Annotated in this window: 21 protein-coding genes; 2 read left to right on the top strand and 19 right to left on the bottom strand. The window is 36.0% G+C overall.

Annotation, left to right across the window (positions count from 1 at the left end; genetic code table 11):
- Positions 1-36 precede the first annotated feature (36 nt).
- The 7 genes from HMPREF0381_RS06080 to HMPREF0381_RS06050 form a co-directional block, all read right to left on the bottom strand.
- Positions 37-981 carry a glycosyltransferase family 2 protein gene (locus tag HMPREF0381_RS06080; protein WP_008751045.1) on the bottom strand — a complete coding sequence of 315 codons (945 nt, stop codon included), beginning with the start codon at positions 979-981 and terminating at the stop codon, positions 37-39.
- On the bottom strand, positions 974-1,819 hold the full coding sequence (locus HMPREF0381_RS06075) for a LicD family protein (RefSeq protein WP_008751044.1): 846 nt from the start codon (positions 1,817-1,819) through the stop codon (positions 974-976). Before HMPREF0381_RS06075 ends, HMPREF0381_RS06080 begins: the two co-directional genes overlap by 8 nt.
- A gap of 87 nt (positions 1,820-1,906) precedes the next feature.
- Entirely contained in the window at positions 1,907-3,265 is a 1,359-nt protein-coding gene (locus HMPREF0381_RS06070; protein ID WP_008751043.1) for a hypothetical protein, read from the bottom strand.
- Between the two features lie 7 nt (positions 3,266-3,272).
- Positions 3,273-5,123 carry a beta-carotene 15,15'-monooxygenase gene (locus tag HMPREF0381_RS06065; RefSeq protein ID WP_008751042.1) on the bottom strand — a complete coding sequence of 617 codons (1,851 nt, stop codon included), beginning with the start codon at positions 5,121-5,123 and terminating at the stop codon, positions 3,273-3,275.
- A gap of 10 nt (positions 5,124-5,133) precedes the next feature.
- A complete protein-coding gene (locus HMPREF0381_RS06060; RefSeq protein ID WP_008751041.1) occupies positions 5,134-5,925 on the bottom strand; it encodes a glycosyltransferase family A protein in 792 nt (263 codons plus the stop codon).
- Positions 5,926-6,063: 138 nt separating this feature from the next.
- Entirely contained in the window at positions 6,064-7,728 is a 1,665-nt protein-coding gene (locus tag HMPREF0381_RS06055) for a DUF5722 domain-containing protein (RefSeq protein ID WP_008751040.1), read from the bottom strand.
- Between the two features lie 89 nt (positions 7,729-7,817).
- A complete protein-coding gene (locus tag HMPREF0381_RS06050; protein ID WP_008751039.1) occupies positions 7,818-9,500 on the bottom strand; it encodes a DUF2142 domain-containing protein in 1,683 nt (560 codons plus the stop codon).
- 77 nt (positions 9,501-9,577) lie between these two features.
- Here HMPREF0381_RS06050 and HMPREF0381_RS06045 point away from each other — a divergent pair, with 77 nt between their 5' ends.
- Complete coding sequence (locus tag HMPREF0381_RS06045; protein ID WP_008751038.1) at positions 9,578-10,075, top strand: hypothetical protein; 498 nt, start codon at positions 9,578-9,580, stop codon at positions 10,073-10,075.
- Positions 10,076-10,108: 33 nt separating this feature from the next.
- Here HMPREF0381_RS06045 and HMPREF0381_RS06040 read toward each other — a convergent pair whose 3' ends face one another.
- The 6 genes from HMPREF0381_RS06040 to HMPREF0381_RS06015 form a co-directional block, all read right to left on the bottom strand.
- A complete protein-coding gene (locus HMPREF0381_RS06040; RefSeq protein ID WP_008751037.1) occupies positions 10,109-11,455 on the bottom strand; it encodes a citrate synthase in 1,347 nt (448 codons plus the stop codon).
- Positions 11,456-12,088, bottom strand: coding sequence for a cytidylate kinase-like family protein (locus HMPREF0381_RS06035; protein WP_008751036.1), 633 nt, complete (start codon positions 12,086-12,088; stop codon positions 11,456-11,458). It abuts the gene before it with no gap.
- A gap of 14 nt (positions 12,089-12,102) precedes the next feature.
- Positions 12,103-12,900 (bottom strand): ABC transporter ATP-binding protein, encoded by a 798-nt coding sequence (locus HMPREF0381_RS06030; RefSeq protein ID WP_008751035.1) that lies wholly within the window; start codon positions 12,898-12,900, stop codon positions 12,103-12,105.
- A 1-nt stretch (position 12,901) separates the two neighbouring features.
- Positions 12,902-13,804: an ABC transporter permease gene (locus tag HMPREF0381_RS06025; RefSeq protein WP_008755063.1), complete on the bottom strand. Its 903-nt coding sequence runs from the start codon at positions 13,802-13,804 to the stop codon at positions 12,902-12,904.
- Positions 13,805-13,866: 62 nt separating this feature from the next.
- Positions 13,867-14,874: an ABC transporter substrate-binding protein gene (locus HMPREF0381_RS06020; protein ID WP_242824398.1), complete on the bottom strand. Its 1,008-nt coding sequence runs from the start codon at positions 14,872-14,874 to the stop codon at positions 13,867-13,869.
- A gap of 146 nt (positions 14,875-15,020) precedes the next feature.
- A complete protein-coding gene (locus tag HMPREF0381_RS06015) occupies positions 15,021-15,878 on the bottom strand; it encodes a patatin-like phospholipase family protein (RefSeq protein ID WP_008751032.1) in 858 nt (285 codons plus the stop codon).
- 91 nt (positions 15,879-15,969) lie between these two features.
- Here HMPREF0381_RS06015 and HMPREF0381_RS06010 point away from each other — a divergent pair, with 91 nt between their 5' ends.
- A complete protein-coding gene (locus HMPREF0381_RS06010) occupies positions 15,970-16,488 on the top strand; it encodes a COG2426 family protein (RefSeq protein ID WP_008751031.1) in 519 nt (172 codons plus the stop codon).
- 33 nt (positions 16,489-16,521) lie between these two features.
- Here the strand turns inward: HMPREF0381_RS06010 and HMPREF0381_RS06005 are convergent, their stop codons facing one another.
- Genes HMPREF0381_RS06005 through HMPREF0381_RS05980 form a run of 6 tightly spaced genes read right to left on the bottom strand, consistent with a single transcriptional unit; the run spans position 16,522 to position 21,212 of the window.
- Positions 16,522-18,123 carry a potassium/proton antiporter gene (locus HMPREF0381_RS06005; RefSeq protein WP_008751030.1) on the bottom strand — a complete coding sequence of 534 codons (1,602 nt, stop codon included), beginning with the start codon at positions 18,121-18,123 and terminating at the stop codon, positions 16,522-16,524.
- A gap of 2 nt (positions 18,124-18,125) precedes the next feature.
- Positions 18,126-18,485 (bottom strand): phosphoribosyl-AMP cyclohydrolase, encoded by a 360-nt coding sequence (locus tag HMPREF0381_RS06000; protein WP_008751029.1) that lies wholly within the window; start codon positions 18,483-18,485, stop codon positions 18,126-18,128.
- A 13-nt stretch (positions 18,486-18,498) separates the two neighbouring features.
- On the bottom strand, positions 18,499-19,029 hold the full coding sequence (locus tag HMPREF0381_RS05995; RefSeq protein WP_008751028.1) for a Holliday junction resolvase RecU: 531 nt from the start codon (positions 19,027-19,029) through the stop codon (positions 18,499-18,501).
- The gene (locus tag HMPREF0381_RS05990) at positions 19,001-20,017 is read right to left on the bottom strand and encodes an RluA family pseudouridine synthase (protein ID WP_008751027.1); all 1,017 of its coding nucleotides are present in this window, start codon (positions 20,015-20,017) and stop codon (positions 19,001-19,003) included. Before HMPREF0381_RS05990 ends, HMPREF0381_RS05995 begins: the two co-directional genes overlap by 29 nt.
- A complete protein-coding gene (locus tag HMPREF0381_RS05985; RefSeq protein WP_008751026.1) occupies positions 20,017-20,571 on the bottom strand; it encodes a hypothetical protein in 555 nt (184 codons plus the stop codon). Before HMPREF0381_RS05985 ends, HMPREF0381_RS05990 begins: the two co-directional genes overlap by 1 nt.
- Entirely contained in the window at positions 20,568-21,212 is a 645-nt protein-coding gene (locus HMPREF0381_RS05980) for an HAD family hydrolase (protein WP_008751025.1), read from the bottom strand. The genes HMPREF0381_RS05985 and HMPREF0381_RS05980 overlap by 4 nt, the downstream gene beginning before the upstream one ends.
- Position 21,213 lies beyond the last annotated feature (1 nt).

Here is a 21,213-nt window from a genome sequence, read left to right as displayed (position 1 = left end):
CTTGTAGAAGTATATTATATCAAAAAAGAGCCGCTTTCACAGCTCTTTTTTATTAAAATTCAATTTTTCCTCAACTATATATATCGGTCTGTCCTTTATTTCGGACAATATAATCCCCAAATACTCTCCTATAATCCCCACTATAAAGAAAAGTACGGAAAACATAAAGCATATCAGGCATATTGTGGTGGCGTATCCGCTTGGAGTACCGACTCTGATAAATGACACAATTGTATATATCATCATTATTATTGCCAGAAATGCCGCCATACCGCCTGCATATATACCAAGTTTAAGCGGCAAATTTGAAAATGTCATTATAGTATTCATAGAGAATCTGAAAAGTTTCTTTATGGAATACTTGCTCTTTCCGGCAAATCTCTTTCCGGCTTCATACTCAATATTGGTAGTGTTGAATCCTACATTCTGCACATAACCGCGAAGAAATCTTGTTTTTTCTCTATAGTTAGACCTTAGTACATCCGCTACCCTCTTTGATATTCCGAAAAAATCAGAGGCATTGATAACTAAATGTATATCACTCAGTCTGTTGATAACCTTATAAAACATAGATGAAGTTATATTCTTTATAATTCCGGCCGACTTGTTTACAGTTCTTACCATATTTATTATATCATAACCCGATTCAAACTTTCTTACCATCTCAGGAAGTAATGTGGGCGGATGTTGCAAATCCGCATCCATGCAAATCAGATAATCTCCGCTTGCATTGTCAATACCTGCAATCATTGCCGCTTCATGTCCGAAATTTCTTGAAAAATGCACAACCCTTACATTCTCATCATCTTTTGCAATTTTAAATAAAATACCTCTTGAACCGTCCACACTTCCATCATTTACAAAAATGATTTCATATGGATTTTCTATCAAAAGAAGAACCTTTATTGTCTCTCTATAAAACTCAAATAAAACTTCCTCTTCATTATATACAGATACAATAATTGAAATCTTCTTACTCATAAACTTCTATCTCCATACTGCCATGTGTCGGGATTCTATCCGCCTTTGGCGGAGGTGTCATATAGTCACCATATACCAGTTGCAACACACTGTCGTACTCATCTATAATTGAAAGTACCGTATCCTCAAACTTGATATTCAAATATTTCTCATACCAATCTTTATTCACCTTTATATCAATATAATCCGGCTGATAATTGCTATAATACAGGGTACTGCTCTTTCTTGACTTATAAAACAGCTTTGACAGTCTATCCTGTAGCCTAAATAAGTATTTCATAGATATTATTTTACCGATAATTGAAAAAACCGATACCGCTATCTTCATTGAGCCTTTATATTTTTTCAAGTCAAGCTTTTTTCTATGCCCCATTGAAAATAAATATATCAGTTTTTGGCTAAATAGTGTAAGTCTTTGCAACGGCTTTGACTTCGGCAATTTATCTATAATGAATATATCCACCCAAAGGTGATTTAACTTACCCTCATAAGGATCCTTTTTATCGTTCTTTTTATGCCTTGCACTTGGTTTATATATTATCCTTGGAGTAAAATCATAAAATACCTTACCGTTTTTGAACTCATTCGGCATGATGAACTCTAACTTGTCACTCAACTCTCTTTTTACAATTCTTCTAAAAGCCTCAAAATTAGACCTTGTCATTGCAATATCCGCATCATCATCCCAGGGAATAAAACCTCCATGCCTTATTGCACCCAGTAATGTACCTGAGTCAAGAGTATAATTTATTTTATACTTTTTGCATATTCTGTCTATCTCCTGCAAAATATATAGGTTTACTTTTTGCAGGGCAAGCATTCCATAAGAGTTATCCATTGCTAAGCCTTCCCATCAAAATAATTTAATTACAATATAATTTAATTATAATATTCTACACTCTTTATAACACTCAAATCAACAGTATTATTCACTAAATATATTTAATTTCTTAGATTTTATCAATCTGAGAGCCTCTCTTATTTTCTTCGGGCTGTGGTACTGCAATACTGTTTTTAATGTCTCATCACTCTCATGCTCAAAATTCTTTGCAACTTTCATCTTGGTTTCAAAACTTTCCATACGATATTTTGCCATTCTCATTTCATTACCGGCGGTTAATACATTACCTGCAAATACAAGCAATACAAATACCGGAATCGCCAACTTGGAAACTAATGAAAATTTTGACTTATTACCGCCAAGTTTCATACAGGCAAATGTCAATATAACCCCTATAAGTCCTGCTCCAAACTGAAGTGAGTACCTTGAACTCATTGCATACATCCGGTCTAAGAAAATCCACCTTGTAAGTATTACCATGGCATGACTGAACAGACCGGATATCAACAGCAGCAGTGGAAATATTGTATTCTCATATATTCTATGTTTAAAATTAAGGTAGAGTGCATACATATAAAATACTATCACAACCGCACCCAAAACCCCTGTTTTAACTGTATTTATATCAAAGTATTTTACCAACTCCACGCTTACAATATCCGATGCAAATGTGTTCAGTCCGAAGTATAAAAAGTAAAGCGGATCTCTGCTAAACACAGTCACAATACTCTCACTTGTCGCACCTGCATTCACTGTATCAGAATTTATATAAGAATACATAAATACAACCAACACCGTCACTACAGGTATACACATTGATAATCCGATTTTTTTCTTTCTGTAAACATAATAAAAAATATAGGCACAGATGAGAGTTGCACCATAGGCAAGTGAATATGATCCCGCCGCCATTATTATAGTAAATACCGGAAGGAAAATATTCAAAAACAGCTTAACGGCTGTCTCTCTTTGAACATATAAATCAAGTATATAAAAATGCAGTACAAAAAGGAAAAAGGTAAAAAAATGTACCCATCCTGTACCGTTTGTCAACATCTCCCACTGTGAAAGTGAGAACACCAACATCATCACCAGAATGATATACCTAATTTTCAAATCTTTTTTTGCCATAAATATTCCTATAACAATACCCATCATTGCAAGAAATATTATTCCAAGGCTCATATCAAACATTGTAGAATATTTGAAAAATTTTACATTTATCATTCTTTCAAAAAATGTTACAGGCAGTCTGGTAAGTGCATCCTTTCTAAAATAAAGTGCAGGCGAAAAAGGATGATATAAATAAGTATTTATAATTCTGATATAGTCGGTATATACTACATCAAGTACCGCACTTCTTATATATACACTTAAATATATTGCACCCGCTACAGGCAGAAAAAATGCCAAAAACTTCTTAATTATACTCCTAATATTCATACTCCTGCTATTCTATCTTTATATTCAAAATAAAACTCAATTTCTTATCACCTCTTTGTTCCTTGGCATCCGGCATATAGAAATTACTCTTCATATATATCGGTATTACAGTATTCGGAGTGGTATCTATCTCATAATATGTTATATTTGAGACCAAATCTAAAGTTTCCTTATCTCCACATGCATCTATCTCAACACTTTCATTTCCTGTAAGTTCTCCCGGATACATTATTTCAAAATGAATCTGTCCGTTTTCTCCTGACATTACATTAAACTTCGCCTCTTCATCAGTCCAGCCGTCCTCATAATGTCCGTAAATATTTTCAACCTTTATACTTTTTAAAAAATCTGTAACATTGACATATTCATTATTTTTTTTATCTTCACACAGAACTATCATGTCTTCACCGACTATTCCGATATCCCTATAGTTATCAATAAATGTCACTATATCTTCTCTGATATCCGCATCATAGGCTCTGAAAAACTCCAATGCATCAAAATCACTTAACTTGAAGTCATTTTTTATAATATAGATTCTCTTATTGCTTAAGTCCTCATCATATTTATGGTAGGTCTCATCTGCAAGTGAATTTGCTCTGTTTTGCCCCTCAAACAGATATATCTTATCATAGTAACTTCTGTAATATATATCTCCTGCAAGCATACAAAATCCCCAAATAATTACAAGTGTGGCCGACGCAAGAGAAACATGAAATATCCTGCTAAGTGATGTACCAATCTTTTTATTTTTGAACTTCCTTATTGTTATCTTTTTATCCACACCATAGATATACGCCACCAGCAAAAGCAAAAATAAAAAAGGGGCATACAGCCATCTCATTTCCACTCTTATAGTGACTGCTGATGACACTACACTTCCGATAATAAATCCCAAAAATAATAAGATATTTTTTATCCAAGCAAATTCAATTCTTTCACTCTTCATCAAAATAGAATATACAGACTTACAAATAAATATAATAAATGCCGCTATTCCGATAATTATTAAAATCTTGACTGCAATATGTATATTCCTAAAGTCAATTCCATTTAGATGTGTAGGCCCTGTATTTATTCCCAAAAGATATAATATCTCTGTTTTTATAGATGCAAAAAACCTTGACAGTTTGAAAGTTTCACTTACCTTGGAATTGCCGGTACCCTCAGGTATAAATGAATTCAAAGCCACAAATCTTATATAATTGGTAAAAATAAATATGGCTGTTGCAATTATTGCATTGATTATTCTGTTACCTTTTTTTACAATTATTGCAAAAAGAAGCATCGGAAAAAGCACAACAAATCTCTCATGTGTAAAACAGTCTAAAAAATAAAATACACAGGCATAATAAAAGTATCTGTTTGTCTGCCCGTTGATATAAATATATAAGCAGATACAAATAGCGAATGCAAATATTATCGCCATAGCTTCCATAAGTCCAAGATACTGTCCGATATCATAGTATGAAAATCTTGACACAAGAAACATTGAAGCCAGTAAAAATGCTGTTATCTTTGAGCTTGCCAGTCTCTTTACAAAAAAATAAATTACTATTGCAATACCTGCACCTATAAGTATATTTATCGGTACTATAAATTCCAGATTATTCTTTATAATTCCCTGATATATCCAAGTGACTGCCCAATATACGGGACGAAACTTTCTCATTTCATGCGGAAATACATATTTGAAAAAACCTGTTCCTCTTCTGGTAGACCACATAAGAAGGTCATCCATATATAACCCCCTTATACTGATGCCGGCATTTATAATAAATGCAATTCCTGTAAGAAGTAATGAGAGCAATACATCTTTTAGATATTCATATTTTTCTTCAATTTTTATCAGTGCCATGCAACTCCCCCTAAAAATAAGCTTTATATGAACTTTGGTACAGCTTCTTTACGATACCTGCAATCGGCTTCGGTAACAGCCTGTCAAACATAATACTCTCTTCCATCTGCCTTGAGTGATTGAGTATACTCTTTTTTGTAGCGGCACCGTCATGCACTCTATAACAAATTCCGGGAGATTTGCTAAGTACAAATCTACCCTCCAGTTTTGCAAGTCTAAGTACACACTCCCAATCCAGCGCAAACTGAAAGCTTGAAATAAATAAATCCTTCGGGCAAAGCCTTTTATCATAGGAACAACTTGGTGCTATAATCGGATTGCCCAGTGTAACAGACCATCTTTTTATAAATTCTATATTATTCAGCGAATTACATATAAGCGGTAATCTAAGCAATTGCTTTATAAATTCTACTTTGCCGAGTTTTACTCTGCCGTCTTTTAATGTAATAGACGGTGTGGTAAAAAGAGTCATATCACGATATTTTTTCTTATACTTAAGCAGGTCTTTTGTATAGTTTTTTAGATAAATATCATCCTGATGTGCTATAGTCACCAGATCGGTTTCAGCAATGTTGTAGGCAAACTGCCAGTCATTGCCGATATTTGAAATATTATTCTCTTTTTTCATATTGTTGACAAATACATCAATTCCATATTTGTTTGCAATACTGTAGATATATTCATTTGGTGTAGAGGTTGCAATCTTTATATAGGATTTTACTTCCTGGGCTTTCAAAGATCTTATACAGTCCTCCAAATATTTTGACTCTTTATATGCACAAATAACAAATGTATGTTTCATAACGGCTCCATCTTTGCTACTTTATTTTGATTCTATACAATGTATCCCATTATACCATGAAAAGCATATTATTGCATTAGCCGAAATAAACTCAAAAAATCTATGAAAAGCACCATGCTTCTCATAGATTTATAAAAATTATCTTCTGTTTTCCTGTGCCGCCCACTTAAAGTCAGGCACTTTCTCCTGCCACTTGCTGATACCGAGAATACTCTTTGCAAAGTCCGTATTGTCAAGTGTATACTTTGCCTTATCAATGTACTTGAATACATTCCAAAGCTTTCTCTTTGAAACAGCCTTTATCTCATCACCTATATTCATATTGCAGGTCCAAAGACCGAATGAAAGTCCCGATCTTACCTCAAGCGGTGCATCTACCTGACGGCTAAGTATATATGCCTCAATATATGGATTTGAATCCACAAGATAATATGAATATGCAAATGCTGCCGCCTGCTCATTATCTATATTGCCTCTGTCGGGATTGGTGGCTGTGAAGCCTTCCTCGGTAAGCATAATATGCCTTACCACACCCATTTTTTTCAGTGCGTCCTGTGCAAAGTAATCTGTAAGCTTATTCAAATTTGCAAAGTTAATTATCGGAGAATCAAAGCTGTCTTTGATAAGTCCTGTCTTCTCGGCATCATCCCAGAACTCGGGTTCTGTCATAGGTGCCGGATATGGGTGATATGCAAGCCCCCAGTCAATATCTCCATGCTCCAATACCAAAGAGTTGAAGTTATCTACAATCTGCTTTCCGCCATACTTGTTCTTATTGTTAATCTCATTATTCCAGTTGTAGTCTAATGAATAGAATACTCTGTCCGTTGAAGAGTTTGACTTGATTGCATTGTAGAAAATTCTAAATGCCTTCTCATATCTTCTTGCATAGCTTCTTACATCCATATCACCTACATAATTCCATTGCTGGTTGTTAATCTCATTTCCTATAATCCAGTTGGACACCTTGCCATATTTAGGATTCTTTCCGTTATATCTTTCTGCAAGGAAAGATGCAATGGCCTCTGTGGTATCCGCCCCTTCTTTTGAAGATGCGTTGAACATATAGTAAAATATGCTGTCCCTTCTCGGCATGTTCGGATATAACAACTCAGGATGTGCCTCATTGTAGCCGTTTAAGATAATGGCTGTAACAGTCATGTCCTTTCCTGAAAATGCACTGATAGTCTTATCATAGTCCTCCACCACAGCCTTGTTGAAATGGTATGTCTTACCGTTATAATTATAGTCAATACCGTTACCGAGGATTTGATTGAAGGCAATATTAGTTGATGCATGCTTTACACCCAGGTCAAAAGCATCATCAAGCATCTTCAATTCAATCTGTAACCCCTTCTTTGAAGCCTGTGTCTTATAGGCGGTCGTATTGGCGGCAACCGCCTCAGGATTTGTAATATACTTTTGTGAACTTACCGGAACATACTTGCTTCCATCATATACCGCCACCACATAGCTGTTATAAAGTCTGCTGCTATCGCTTCCCTTATTAAGCTGATATGATTTTGTTACACTTCCTGCACCGACCTTCTCAAGATAATCGGTTCTGTTTTCGATACCGTCCTCATATGGCTGTAACTCAAACAGATAGAAGTTGCCGTCTGTACCTGACATATCACCTGAATTGTTCATAGTGATGTCTACCGTATTCTTACCGCTTCCTATTGTAACCGACTCAATGGCGGATGTTGCACCAAGTGCATATGCCTTGCCGTGTAAACCGAATCCAAGCATGGTCACGACGGCAAATGCCGATGCCAGTTTTATTAAATTTTGTTTCTTCATTTTGCCTCCTTATACGCACTATTATAGCCTATTTCACAAATGCTTTTGTTAATTTTTTTTTACAGTTTTGTTATTTACTAAGTAAGGCATTATAGTCTTATACATATTGTGCCGAATATCTTAAGAAGTGAAAGTCCGTTCACAAAAATAAATAAGAATATTATATTTCTTTTCATATCATCTTTTACAGCTATTTTATTGTTGTGAAGCACTAAAAGTACAGGCAATATCACCGGAATAAAGTATCTTCCACTGACTCCCTCTATAAACTGTGAACTGAGAGGTGTCCAAGCTATAAGCATTGATAAAAATATAAAAAATATTACAAAACCCACACTGACAATAACAAGTATTTTGTCTTTTAAAAGCAGCAATCCTCTCTTGCTCTCTCCAAAAACAGAGAATATCAGACCTATATTTAATACCAAAAATCCTATATAAGGTATTCCTATTACCGTATCCGCATGACCTAAATATGTTCCCATCATAGTATCATGATAATACTCAATTTGTACAAGCATTGTATTGTAAAATATCTTTAACGCCTTTGCCTTATTGTGAAGCAGATATCCGATTGTATAGCTTTGTTCACCTGCCCACTCAAGGCTGTCTGTATTACTTGTGGAATATCCCGCTAATGTTGCCCTGTTTACCAGATACATTGCAATTATAAAGGATAAAAGTACTGTTACCGCACTTGCAAGAAAAAATATTGTATTTTCTTTTTTTATTTTTGTGTTCACCTTTCCTCTTACACTGAATTTTTGCATCGGTATTGCAAACAGTATAAGCAGAATCGGAAAATATACCATCTTACATGGCAAAATCAGCCCTGAAAACAGAGTTACCACTATTAAATCCTTTATATCAAAGGAATTCTTTTCATATGCGAGAAAAAATACATATGAAACAAAGAATATCAAACTTGCAATTATAATTGAGTCATATGAATATGATGCCGCCAGTTCAACTGTAGTCGGAAACAGACATATGAGAAATATAAACTCTTTAAACTTCGGCAAAAACTTTATTGCAAAAGAAGTAAGCAACACAAAGACCGCCAGATTTGCGAGTCTGCCGAAAATTACAAGATACACACTTCCAAGCCCCAATATTCTTGCTATACTTATTCCCAATGCGGCAAAAAAATACACACTTGGTATTGTATTTACAGGTGGATGTAGCGACTGTGCTTTCTCATAAGTCGCTCCGTTAAAATTGACAGCAATATTGCGACTGCGAATATTCCCTTCACCATAAAAAACTTTATAAGATGCTTCTTCAAGCTTGCTTGAAATAATTTTGCCATGACTTTCTCCTTTCGGTATCAAAACTCCCTCTTTTACACTCTTATTTGCATCAAATATATATTCACCGTCAGTATCTTCAAGCCAAATATCTTCGGCTCTGATTATAACATGACCGTCAGCGACCGTCGCCTTCTCTCCAATCATTATATTTGATATTTTATATGCCGATATAAAATGTGCAATCTCATCCGGGGCGGACATTGCAGGAAATACATACATATATGCAAGTCCGAAAACTGTTATAACTATTGGATATATTTTTACAATGCAAAACTTTGTAAGTCTTAGATATATCAAAGAAACTGAGACTGTCACAAAAACAGCCGCCGTTAAAATAAAATATCCCTTCTGCAAGAATAAATCATTTGTATGTTCCACTCCTGTTTTTACATAAGTGTAGCTGATATATGCAATTAGAATAAATCCTATGATATACCCAAATAAATATATTATTTTTTTCATAATCTCTCCAAATAACACTTGTACTTTTTACAAATAGATATTACACTGTAATCACCACAATTGTAAAGGAGGTTATTATGGCAAGTTTCAAGAAATTATTATTTTTAGCATCACTTGCAGGTGCTGCGGTAGCAGGAGTGTCATATATACTGAAGTATAAAGGATATCAAAGGGAATTGGAGGGTGAGTTCAAAGAATTTGATGATGAACTTGACGGACGAGATGATAACCCCTCCGACAGAAAGTATACTGAACTGAAGTCATCTACAGATGAGTTTGTGACTGCCGCCAAGGACACTGCAAACAGCGCCAAGGGAATGGCAAGTGCGGCCAAAGAAGTGATAAAGGGTGTTGCAAATATTGTCGGTGACAATGTAGCTGCCGCAACCGATGTGGCAAAGGATACTACAAAGCCTATCTTTGATAAGGCAAAGGAACAATTTGACAAGGCAGCCAAGAAGTCCGAGGAAGAGTCGGAGGTGGAAGTGGATTTTTATGAAATGAATCCTGATGAAGATAAAAAGGATCTTGCACAAAAAATAGATGATGTTATTAAAGATGACAAAGATAAATAAGAAAACAGATAAAAAGAGGCTTTTTGCCTCTTTTTATCTGTCCTTAAATGCCGTATATTCATGTAGCTCACCTACATACTTTGTTGCAGGTCTCATTATTCTACCGTCATATAACTTATTCTCTACATTATGTGCAACCCAACCTATATTTCTGGCCACTACAAAAAGCGGTGTATATAAATCTTCAGGTATTCCCAGCATATTGTAAGCAAAACCTGAATATAGGTCTACATTTGAAGAAATTGTGGTTCCCTTTCTTTCAAATACAGTTCTTTTTACAGTCTTTTCAAACTCCTCATAGAAGTGATATTCGTCAAGTCTTCCCTTGTCCTTAGCGACAGTCTCACAGTACTCTCTTAAAAGCTCCGCTCTAGGATCTGTTATTGTATATACCGCATGACCGAATCCATATACAAGGCCGCTGCAATCATAAAAATCCTTATCAAGTATTCTGTTTACCACATTTCTTATCTTCTTTTCATCTGTGGTAATACCTATCTCATCCTTTACAGCCTGCATCATATTTGCTACCGAGATATTTGCACCGCCATGCTTGGGTCCTTTCAGTGAGCCTATAGATGCCGCTATAGTGGAATAAATATCTGTACCTGTAGATGAAACCACCACATTTGTAAATGTTGAGTTGTTACCTCCGCCATGGTCTGCATGAAGTACAAGTATTGTATCAAGCAGTGCCGCTTCATTCTTTGAAAATTTTTGATCTACCCTTAACATCTGTAAGATATTCTCTGCCATTGACAGCTTCGCATCCGGATAATGTATTATAAGACTGTCATTGTTGAAATAATGTCTCTTTGCCTGATATGCATAGCACATGATTACCGGTAAAAATGCGGATATTCTCAGTCCTTTTAACAGAGTTGAAAATACATCCACATTGTCAGGCTCTTCATCATAGTTATAGAGTGTAAGTACTGCATTTTGAAGCACATTCATAAGATTCTTTCCCGGATTTCTAAGAAGAACACTTTCAAAGAAACCGTTCGGCAAAGCATACATGCTTCTAAATACCTTTGAAAAATTGTCAAGCTCCATCTTATTCGGCAAAAAACCGAACAAAAGTAAAAACATTACTTCTTCATAGCCTCTAACAGACTTTGCACTCCCGTTTACAAGGTCATTCAGACTGTAACCTCTGTAGTAGAGCTTACCGTCTACATTGGTCTTTACACCGTCTACTATATCATAGCCGACCACATCCGATACCTTTGTAAGCCCTACCCTTACTCCGGTGCCGTCTTCATTTCTCAGTCCTTTTTTTACATTGAACTCACTGAAAAGTACATTTTTTATTTCATTATAATTTTGACTCTTCCCAAACTCCTGTGCCAAAAAACTGTCAATACAATTATCTCTCATTTATAATTTTCCTCTAATCTTTAAATACTCAAGTATCAAATTTACCCCTTGTTCAAGGGTAATCTTTGATGTATTCAGTGGCAGATCATAATGTGTCATATCATCCCACTCTTCACCTGTATAGTACTTATAGTACTCTTTTCTGATTCTGTTGTTTCTTTGTACCCTTCGCAGTGCTTCTTTTGAATCCACTCCGTCTACATCCATTACTCTGTCTACTTTTGTAGAGAGGTCTGCATATACAAATAGTGAAATAAAATCCTCATTCCCTGCAGAGCTTAGCACAAAATCCGAGCATCTTCCTATAAGTATACAGGATTCATTTGCCGCCAACTCTCTTATTACTTCACTTTCAAATCTGAAAAGATTGTCAGGTGAAACAATATCATCACCTATGGACGGCTTATTATTTGCATTCTTTATTCCACCTATAATTCTTTGCAAAATATTATTGCCGGGTTTCTCATCATTCATTCTGAAGTACTGCTCTCCCACAGCCGAATGTTCTGATGCCATCTTTATTATCTCATCATCATAATACGGTATACAAAGTTTTTCTGAAAGTTTTTTTCCTATTATCTTTCCGCCGCTTCCATATTCTCTGTTTATGGTAATAATAAGTTTTCTATCCATAGTCCCCTCCATTTTCAGTTCGCCAGCATCATTCTGTCATTGGCAAATTCTCCTCCGCTTGCCTCTTCAAACTTTCTTAAAAGATCTTCCACTTTGAGTTTCTTTTTTTCCTCTCCGCTTACATCATAAATTACTCTTCCGGAATGCATCATAATAAGTCTGTTTCCAATATTCAGTGCATCTTTCATATTGTGAGTAACCATCATTGCTGTCAGATTTTGCTCATCCACTATCTGTTCGGTGAGATCAAGCACTCTCTTTGCAGTCTTAGGATCAAGTGCAGCAGTATGCTCATCAAGTAATAAAAGCTTGGGCTTTTTTAGTGTTGCCATCAAGAGAGTAAGTGCCTGTCTTTGACCGCCTGATAAAAGCCCCACCTTTGAGGTCATTCTGGTCTGAAGTCCAAGATCAAGCTTTGAAAGTATCTCTTTGTATTTTTCCTTCTCGGTTTTTTTTATACCCCAAGACAGCCCTCTTGACTCTCCTCTTCTAAAAGCAAGTGCAAGATTTTCATCTATCTGCATACCTGCACTTGTTCCCATCATAGGATCCTGAAAAACTCTTCCGATATACTTTGCTCTTTTATACTCAGGCATCCTTGATATATCCACTCCGTCTATTATAATCCTGCCTCCGTCTATAGGATATACACCGGCAATCATATTTAACATTGTAGATTTACCTGCGCCGTTTCCACCGATAATTGTTACAAAGTCACCGGGATTTAGATGCAGTGACAGTTTATTTAAAGCTTTTTTTTCATTTATTGTGCCTCTGTTAAAGGTCTTACTGACATTTAAAATCTCCAACATCTTACTCTCCCTTTGGTGAATATGCGCTGTTTAGTCTTATTTTAGCACTGATTACCGGCAATGCCAATGCCAATGCCACTATTACAGCTGAAAGTACTTTCATATCATTGGCATCCATACCGAACTGTAATACAATACCTCTTATAACAAAATATACTATAGAACCTATTACCGCCGATGTAAGTTTCATCCAAAATGAAATCACTCTTCCGATTATAACCTCACCTATAACTATTGCTGCAAGGCCTATTACTATGGCACCTGTACCTGCATTTATATCCGCATACTTTTGGCTCTGTACTATAAGTCCGCCTGAAAGCCCTATAAGTCCGTTGCTGATTACCAGTGCAAGAAGCTTTGTATGTGCGGTATTTACACCAAGTGCCCTTATCATTGCCTCATTATTTCCTGTGGCTCTAAGTGCGGAACCAAGTTCCGTACCGAAAAACCAGTATAGAATAAGTATAATCAATATAATTATTATTCCGCCAAGTATAACCCCTGCAATTGCATTGCTTATTCCCGTAGTATCTGTAAGCCATGAAAATATGGTCTTTGTCTTTAAAAGCGGCACATTGCTCTTTCCCATAACTCTAAGATTTATTGACCAAAGAGAAATCTGTGTCAAAATACCTGCAAGTATCGCAGGTATCTCAAATATTGTATGTAATGCTCCTGTAATAAAGCCGGCTATCATACCTGCAATTGTTGAAAATACAAGTGCAAATAAAGGATTCATATTAAAATTGACAATCATAACCGCACATACACAACCGCCGAAAGCAAAGCTTCCATCTGCGGTCAAATCCGGAATATCAAGCAATTTATAAGTAATATATACTCCAAGAACCATCACACCCCAAAGTATACCCTGTGAAACGGCTCCCAAAAGTGCTGTAAACATCTTTACCTCCACAATTTATATCATAATAATAAAACCGGCATACACCGGTCTTAAAAAAGTTCTTATTCCATTGAAATATTTGATGTGTCTATTCCAAGTTCCTTTGCAACCTCATCATTTATAACAAGCTTACACTTATCCTTCGGCAAATATGCAATAGGAATATCTGCCGGAGCCTTGCCGTTTAGAATCTCTACAGCCTGCTCACCTGCAAGCTTACCGACCTCAAAATAGTCAATACCATAAGTTGCCAATGCACCGTTCTCCACATGAGCCGCCTCGGCTCCGATAATAGGAATCTTATGCTCATTGGTAGCAATCATTGCTACTGTTGTCATACCTGCCGCAATAACATTGTCGGTAGGTACATATATAGCATCCACCTTGCCTACCATAGACTCAACCACACTCTGTATCTCATTTGAACTTGAAACAGTGTACTCTACACCGTTAAGTCCCTTTGCCTTAAGTGCATCCATAGCAAGTCCCGCCTGAAGCTTTGAATTGGCCTCCGCCGTACAGTAAAGGATACCTACATTCTTTGCATCCGGTAAAATTTTTGTAAGAAGCTCAATCTGATCGGCTACAGGTGTGAGATCTGAACTTCCTGTAACATTGCCGCCCGGTTTATCATTGCTTTCAACAAGTCCCGAGTCTGCCGGATCTGTAACAGCCGTTATCACTACAGGAATATCTGATGTAGCACCTGCCGCCGCCTGCGCCGCCGGTGTAGCAATAGCCAAAATCAAATCCTTCTTGTCATTTACAAGCTTATTTGCAATAGTCTGTGCTGCCGACTGCTCACCGCCTGCATTCTCCTGTTCAATATCTACATCAACTCCGGCTTCTTTAAGTGCAGCAACAAATCCTTCATTTGCTTTATCAAGTGCGGGATGTTGTACATACTGTAAAACACCGATCTTTTTCTTTGCATTTTCACCTGTCTGTGATGAAACCTCAGCCTTAGAATCACCGCTACCGCTGTCTGAAGTACTTTTCCCTGAACCGCATGCCATAAGGCTTGCTCCAAGCAACATAGCCACAGCTATTTTCCACATATTCTTTTTCATATACTTTCCTTCCATTCACAACTAAACTATGCATTGGATTATACTATAAGTAGTTTTTCACGTCAATACCTTAAGGCTTTAAACCTTAAAACTTTAAAGTGATAAAGTAATAATATTCCGCTTGTAAAATATCCGCTATAGAAACTTCAGCTCAAAAATTTTCTCACATTTTCAATATTCTTCATACCTTCTTCATACCCCTCCTTATAAAGGCTCTCAAGTTTGGCAACGCTCTTTTCAAGTCTTTGCACAATGACCTTCTTTGGAGGTCTTATAATAAGAAGTCTGCCCTCGTTTGCCAGCGTATCCATTTCCTCCTGCATCTCATTGTACCTCTTCGGCACAGTCATAAGTTTATCCACAAGCTTCGGCAACGGCTTAAAGTATCTTTTACATATACCTTCATTAACCTTATTTACAGGCTTCTTTCTATACCCTTCTTCCCTTGTAAGTACCGCTACAACCTTGGAATATCCAAGCTCAAATGCCCTATTGTATGCAATGGATGTGGATATACCGCCGTCCAGATACTTTCTGCCGTCAACATCAATCATCTTTGACATCACAGGTATGGATGAAGACGCCTTTACAGCCGCTATAATATCACTACAGCTGTCTTTGTCAAAATATGCACTCTCACCTGTTATTACATCTGTGGCAACCGCCTCATACCTTTGTGCTTTGTCATTAAAAGCATCCCAATCAAACGGATCATACTTATTAGAAATATCACCAAATAAAAAATCAAAATTGAATATCTGTCTGGATGTAAACATGTTCCTGAAGCTTATATACCTCTTATCATGCAGGTATTTAAGATTTATCCTTTTTGATCTGCCTCTCTGCTTTGAAACATAATTCATTCCGTTCATTGAACCTGCCGAAACTCCATTTACATATTCAATATATAAATCACTATCTAAAAAAGCATCCAAGACTCCGGCGGTAAAAAGCCCTCTTAATGATCCGCCCTCCAAACACAATGCTCCCTTTAATATATCCATCCTTCAACCTCCGTTCTTAATATTTTAACACCTTGATTGTAATTACTCAATCTGTTACAATCTAGGTTATTGTAAAAATGAGAGGTATTTTATGGCAGAAAAATTAGCTAAATCACTTATCGGAATGATGAGCGGGCTTTTATCACTCAGTTTCGGCAAACAACTGATAGTATTTATTATATCAATGTTGCCTATATTGGAGCTTAGAGGTGGTCTTATAGCTGCATCCTTACTTAAGCTTCCACCGCTTGAGAGCTATATCATAGCAATAGTCGGCAATGTTATCCCGGTTCCGTTTATACTGCTTTTAATCAATAAAATTTTAAAAGCAATGGAAAAATCAAAATTCAAACTTTTTAACGGTATTTATTTATTTGTACATAAAAAGATAATGAAAAATAAAGGCTCAATAGAAAAATACGGTTTTTTAGGCCTTGTAATCTTTGTAGGAATACCGCTTCCCGGTACAGGTGCCTGGACCGGTGCCGTCATTGCCGCCTTCCTTGAGATGGACAGGAAAAAGGCATTCATTGCCATACTGCTCGGTATGTTAATGGCAAGTATCATAATGATGCTTATATCCTTCGGTCTGATATCAAAGGTTGCATAAAAATATCGCAACGAATTATCGTTGCGACATTTTTTATACCGGTCCGTTATTTATAACCAAAATATCTTTCTCAAAAAGAAGTGTCTCCCCGTTTGGAATAATAAATTCATCTCCTCTGATTACAAGCATAACAAGTCCGTCAAACTCATTTGAAAGTTTCGCCAAAGTATTTCCCTTTGATAATATTTTCTTTGTAAGTACCTGTTCTACAATATTATAGCTTTCTTCAAAATCTATAGATTTTGCCGCCAGCACCACAGTATCACCACATTCTAAAATTGTCTGACCGTTCGGTACAATTTCTTCACCTTCACGCTTTATTAAAACAAGCAATGTGTCCGGCGGAAGATTAATTTCACTTACAGACTTATCACACCAGCCCTGTTGTTTGCTCACAGTCAGCTGTATAAATTCAATCGGTATCTCCTCTCCCGCATAATCTGAAAAGGTTTTCATAACGTCACAGTTCTCATCAATCATATCAAACTTCTTTGATACAAAAGGCAAAAGACTTCCCTGTACCGATATAGAGAATAAAACAATAAAGAATACATTATTGAACACATCATAGTTGGCATTGGTACTCAGTAGTGCGGCAATTGCAAAAACTATAGATGAAGCGCCTCTAAATCCTGACCATGAAACCAATATTACCTGATTCCATTCGGCCTTAAACGGTTTTAAAATCAAAGCTATAACAAGCGGCCTTACAATAAATGTAATAAAAAGTGCAAGTATAAATCCTGTAGTTGCAACATGCAAAAGCTGTGTCGGATATGACAAAAGTCCCAACAGGAAGAAAATTAAAATCTGCATTATACCTGTTACACCGTCAAAGAAAGGTACAAGTTCCTTCTTTCCTCTGATATCTGAATTTCCAAGTATAGTACCTGTGATATACACACTCAAATATCCGTTGCCTCCAAATACATTCGGCAGTGCATATGAAAGCAATGCCACCGCAATTATAAGCACCATATTAAATCCCGGTGTATGAATGATAAATTTATTTATAAAATATCTGAATATAAGTGCAATCAAAACTCCACATACAATTCCAAGAAACAGTTGTAAAAACAACATAATAAAGATATCAACCGGAGTAATACCGCCGGCTATTATCTTTACCACTATCATTGTAATCATATACGCAAAAGGATCATTGCTTCCACTCTCCACTTCCAAAATAGAGGCGGTATTATCTTTCAGATTCAAATGTCTGTCACGAAGTATTGAAAAAACACTTGCGGCATCTGTAGATGAGATAACGGCACCTATCAGCATACTGTTTATCCATGAAAACTTTAAAACACAGTAACTGAATAATGTTACAAATACCGAAGTCAAAAGCACACCGATGCTTGAAAGCAGTCCCGCCTTTAATGCAATAGGCTTGGCCTCGTTTATATTGGTTCCGAAGCCTCCGTAAAACATTATAAAAATCAATGCAAATGAACATATCGTCTCAGCCTGCTCAAAATCATCAAATTTAATCTTAAAAAAACCGTCCGAACCGAAAGCCATCCCCAGCAAAATAAATGCCAGAAGTACCGGTACACCTATTTTACCGGATATGATATTTAAAATTATACAAAGCAGTATAATTGCCGATATCATCAGTAACATAGTATTCATAACTATATTTCCTCTATCTCATTAAAAAAACAGCTCTTTTTATCATCTTTTGGTCCTGTCCTGTAAACTTTCACCAACAGTGCATTCTTGTCGGCATTCAAAAAAATTTCTCTGACATATTGACAGTTACCATACTTTTTACCCTTAACCACAGATCTGTTATGTGTATGTGAAAAATAAGTAAACAGACCTGTAGACAAAGTTTTATTCCAAGCATCTTCATTCATATGTGTATATAACAAAACCGTTCTGTCTATATAATCCTGTACGATAACAGGAAGCAGTCCCTCAGGGTTTAATTTTAAGTCTTTCCATTCAAAATTTGTCCTTCCACTATAAATTCTGGCATCAATATGTTTCATAAAAACTCCTTTTTTATTTATCTGACAGATATAAACTTAGACTCTCAAGATAATGCACAATAATATCACCTTTTTTCGGTATCTCATATTCTAAGTTCAGCTCTTCAAACTTAAAACTTTTTTTACCACATGTATACATCCTATCCATAAATACTTTCAGATCACTCAACGGCACATACATAATCTTATCCAAAGATTTAAAAAAAATAATCAAAAAAGCAACACCGCCCTGCTTCTCAAACTCACACATAAACTTAAACTGGTGTTCATGTACATTTGCTAAAGAAAATCCGGAAGTCGCACACTCCTTGGCATCAAAGCATACCGGTATCCCCTGTACCGCTCCGATATAGTCTACTGTAGATTTCTTGTCAAAATATGCCAGTGTGATATGTCTGGTACTCTTGTCAATATCAATCGGTGTTATAGGAGTGGGTATCTTTTGAATCAATGCCAGCCCGGCTTCTCTATACTTTTCATTAGAGTAATTGATATATTCTTCCAGTGCAGAACCTCTAAGACCTCTTGTCTTCCAAGTACCCATCTCCGATTACCTTTCTAAAATCATTATTATAATCTGCTACAAAACTTCTGCCTCTAAGTGTTTTGAAAGTTTTTGTATCCGATATATTATCATCAGGATAAATCAGCTTATATGAATGCAGCAGTTGCCATTTTATTCCGTATTTTTTCTTATAGAATTCATTTACAGACCTCTTTCCATACTTAAAATCACCTATTATCGGATGTGCCATACTTGCCAGATGCGCCCTTATCTGATGTGTCTTTCCTGTAATCAGCTTTACTGAAAGTAAAGTAATATCATCAAAATATCCTATAGGCTTATATTCGGTCTCTATATAGTCCGCCTTATCAAACTTATTATTTTTTATGCTGACCTTATTGGTCTTTTCATCCTTATATAACCAACCGGATATGGCACATTTTTCATTTACTCTGCCTTTTACAATTGCCAGATAATACTTTTTTACAGCCCTTGTCTTTATAAGCTCATTGTTTACCCTAAGACCTTCAAGACTCTTACCGCATACCAACAGACCTGAGGTGTTTCTGTCAAGTCTGTTACAAATAGACGGTTTAAAAGTATGTAAAGCATTTTCATCAAATTTAAGATACTCTAAAAGCATGTCATTTACAGATATATCATTTATTTGTGACTTTTGTGACAGCAGACCCGCCGGCTTATTTATAATAATAGTATTTTCATCTTCATATATTATATATGATTTGAAGACATCCGATACCTTATTATCTTTATTTTTGATTTTACCTGACGGGGCTAAACAGGTCTTTTTTGTCAATTTTTCAAAGCTTTCATCTGAAAACCACATTTTGATGCTTGAACCTGTTTTCAGTCTTTCCTTGCCGTCAGCCCTCTTATCATCCAATGTGATATTTTTCTTTCTAAGCATCTTAAAGATAAAACCTGTATCTGCATTGACAAATATCTTCTCCAATACTCTGTCAAGCCTCTGTCCGCTCTCATTTTCACCTACAATTATCTCAACCATTATACCGACAGGCTTTTTAATATTGCCCTAATCTCCTTTAATTTATAATCTTTATCATAAACATTGTTTTCAGTCTGTGAAGCTCTTATAAACTTTTTTAATTCATTTATACTTTCACAGACCTTTACATTTACACTTATTCCCCCAAGTTTTATTCTCTCTTTGATAAAGTCTTCGGTTTTTCTTTTATCAGCCTTATTTGAAAGAATGCCGAATATCCTCTCTCCGTCAATATATATGATATCAAGAGGCATAACCTGCTCCCTCATAGTAAGTATAATATCAAATAAAAAATGCTTATCCTCTAAAAATGATTGTACAAGGCTGTATTCACATGAATTGTATTTAAACACCACCAAAAAGGGCGATAAAAGATTTGCCATCGGCAGTACTGTAAGTATAGATGAAACCAGCAGAATCCTTGACATATTTTCTTTAGTATGCTTTGAAGCTATAAAAAGTACAAGAATAACAATTATAAAGAAGCCGATCATTATTCCATTCTTTATCTTGAAGTACTTTCTGTAACCGTATTCACCTTTTTTCTTTATCATAGCAGTTCACTGTAGTCATCAATATAATAATCCGACAACTCCTTTTTTCTTTGTCTTACTTCTCTTGTAAAATCATCTTCAACAGCACAGACCTTCATTCCTGCCGACTTACCTGCTACTATACCTGCTACAACATCTTCAAATACAAGGCAGTGTTTCGGCTCTACATTAAGCAACTTTGCAGTGGTCAAATATACATCAGGTGCAGGTTTGCCTTTTTTTACTTCATCTGATGTGGTAATAACCTCAAAGAAATTCTTCATCCCTAAGGATTCCAAGACAACATCCACCATGGATCTTTTATTACTTGTAGCAATCCCCATCTTTATACCCTTTGATTTTAACTGCTCTAAAAATTTTTGGCAACCGCGCTTTTCCTTTACCTCATTCTTATACTTATCATATGCCATATCCTCCCAGTCCTTACATATCTTCTCGATACTGTCCGATATACCGAATTTATTTTTGAAATATACGGCAGTTTCATGAAAGCTGATACCGTCTATCTCATTTTTTAAATTATCGTCATATTCAATCCCAAACCTGCCAAGGTACTCTTTGTCAATCTCAGGCCACATCCACATAGAATCCACCAAAGTACCGTCCAGGTCAAATATACATGCCTTAATATTCTTTATCATA

This window comes from Lachnoanaerobaculum saburreum DSM 3986 (assembly GCF_000185385.1).
Classification (GTDB): domain Bacteria; phylum Bacillota; class Clostridia; order Lachnospirales; family Lachnospiraceae; genus Lachnoanaerobaculum; species Lachnoanaerobaculum saburreum.
Note: the sequence above shows the minus strand (reverse complement) of the source record. Positions and strands in the feature narration are given on the sequence as shown.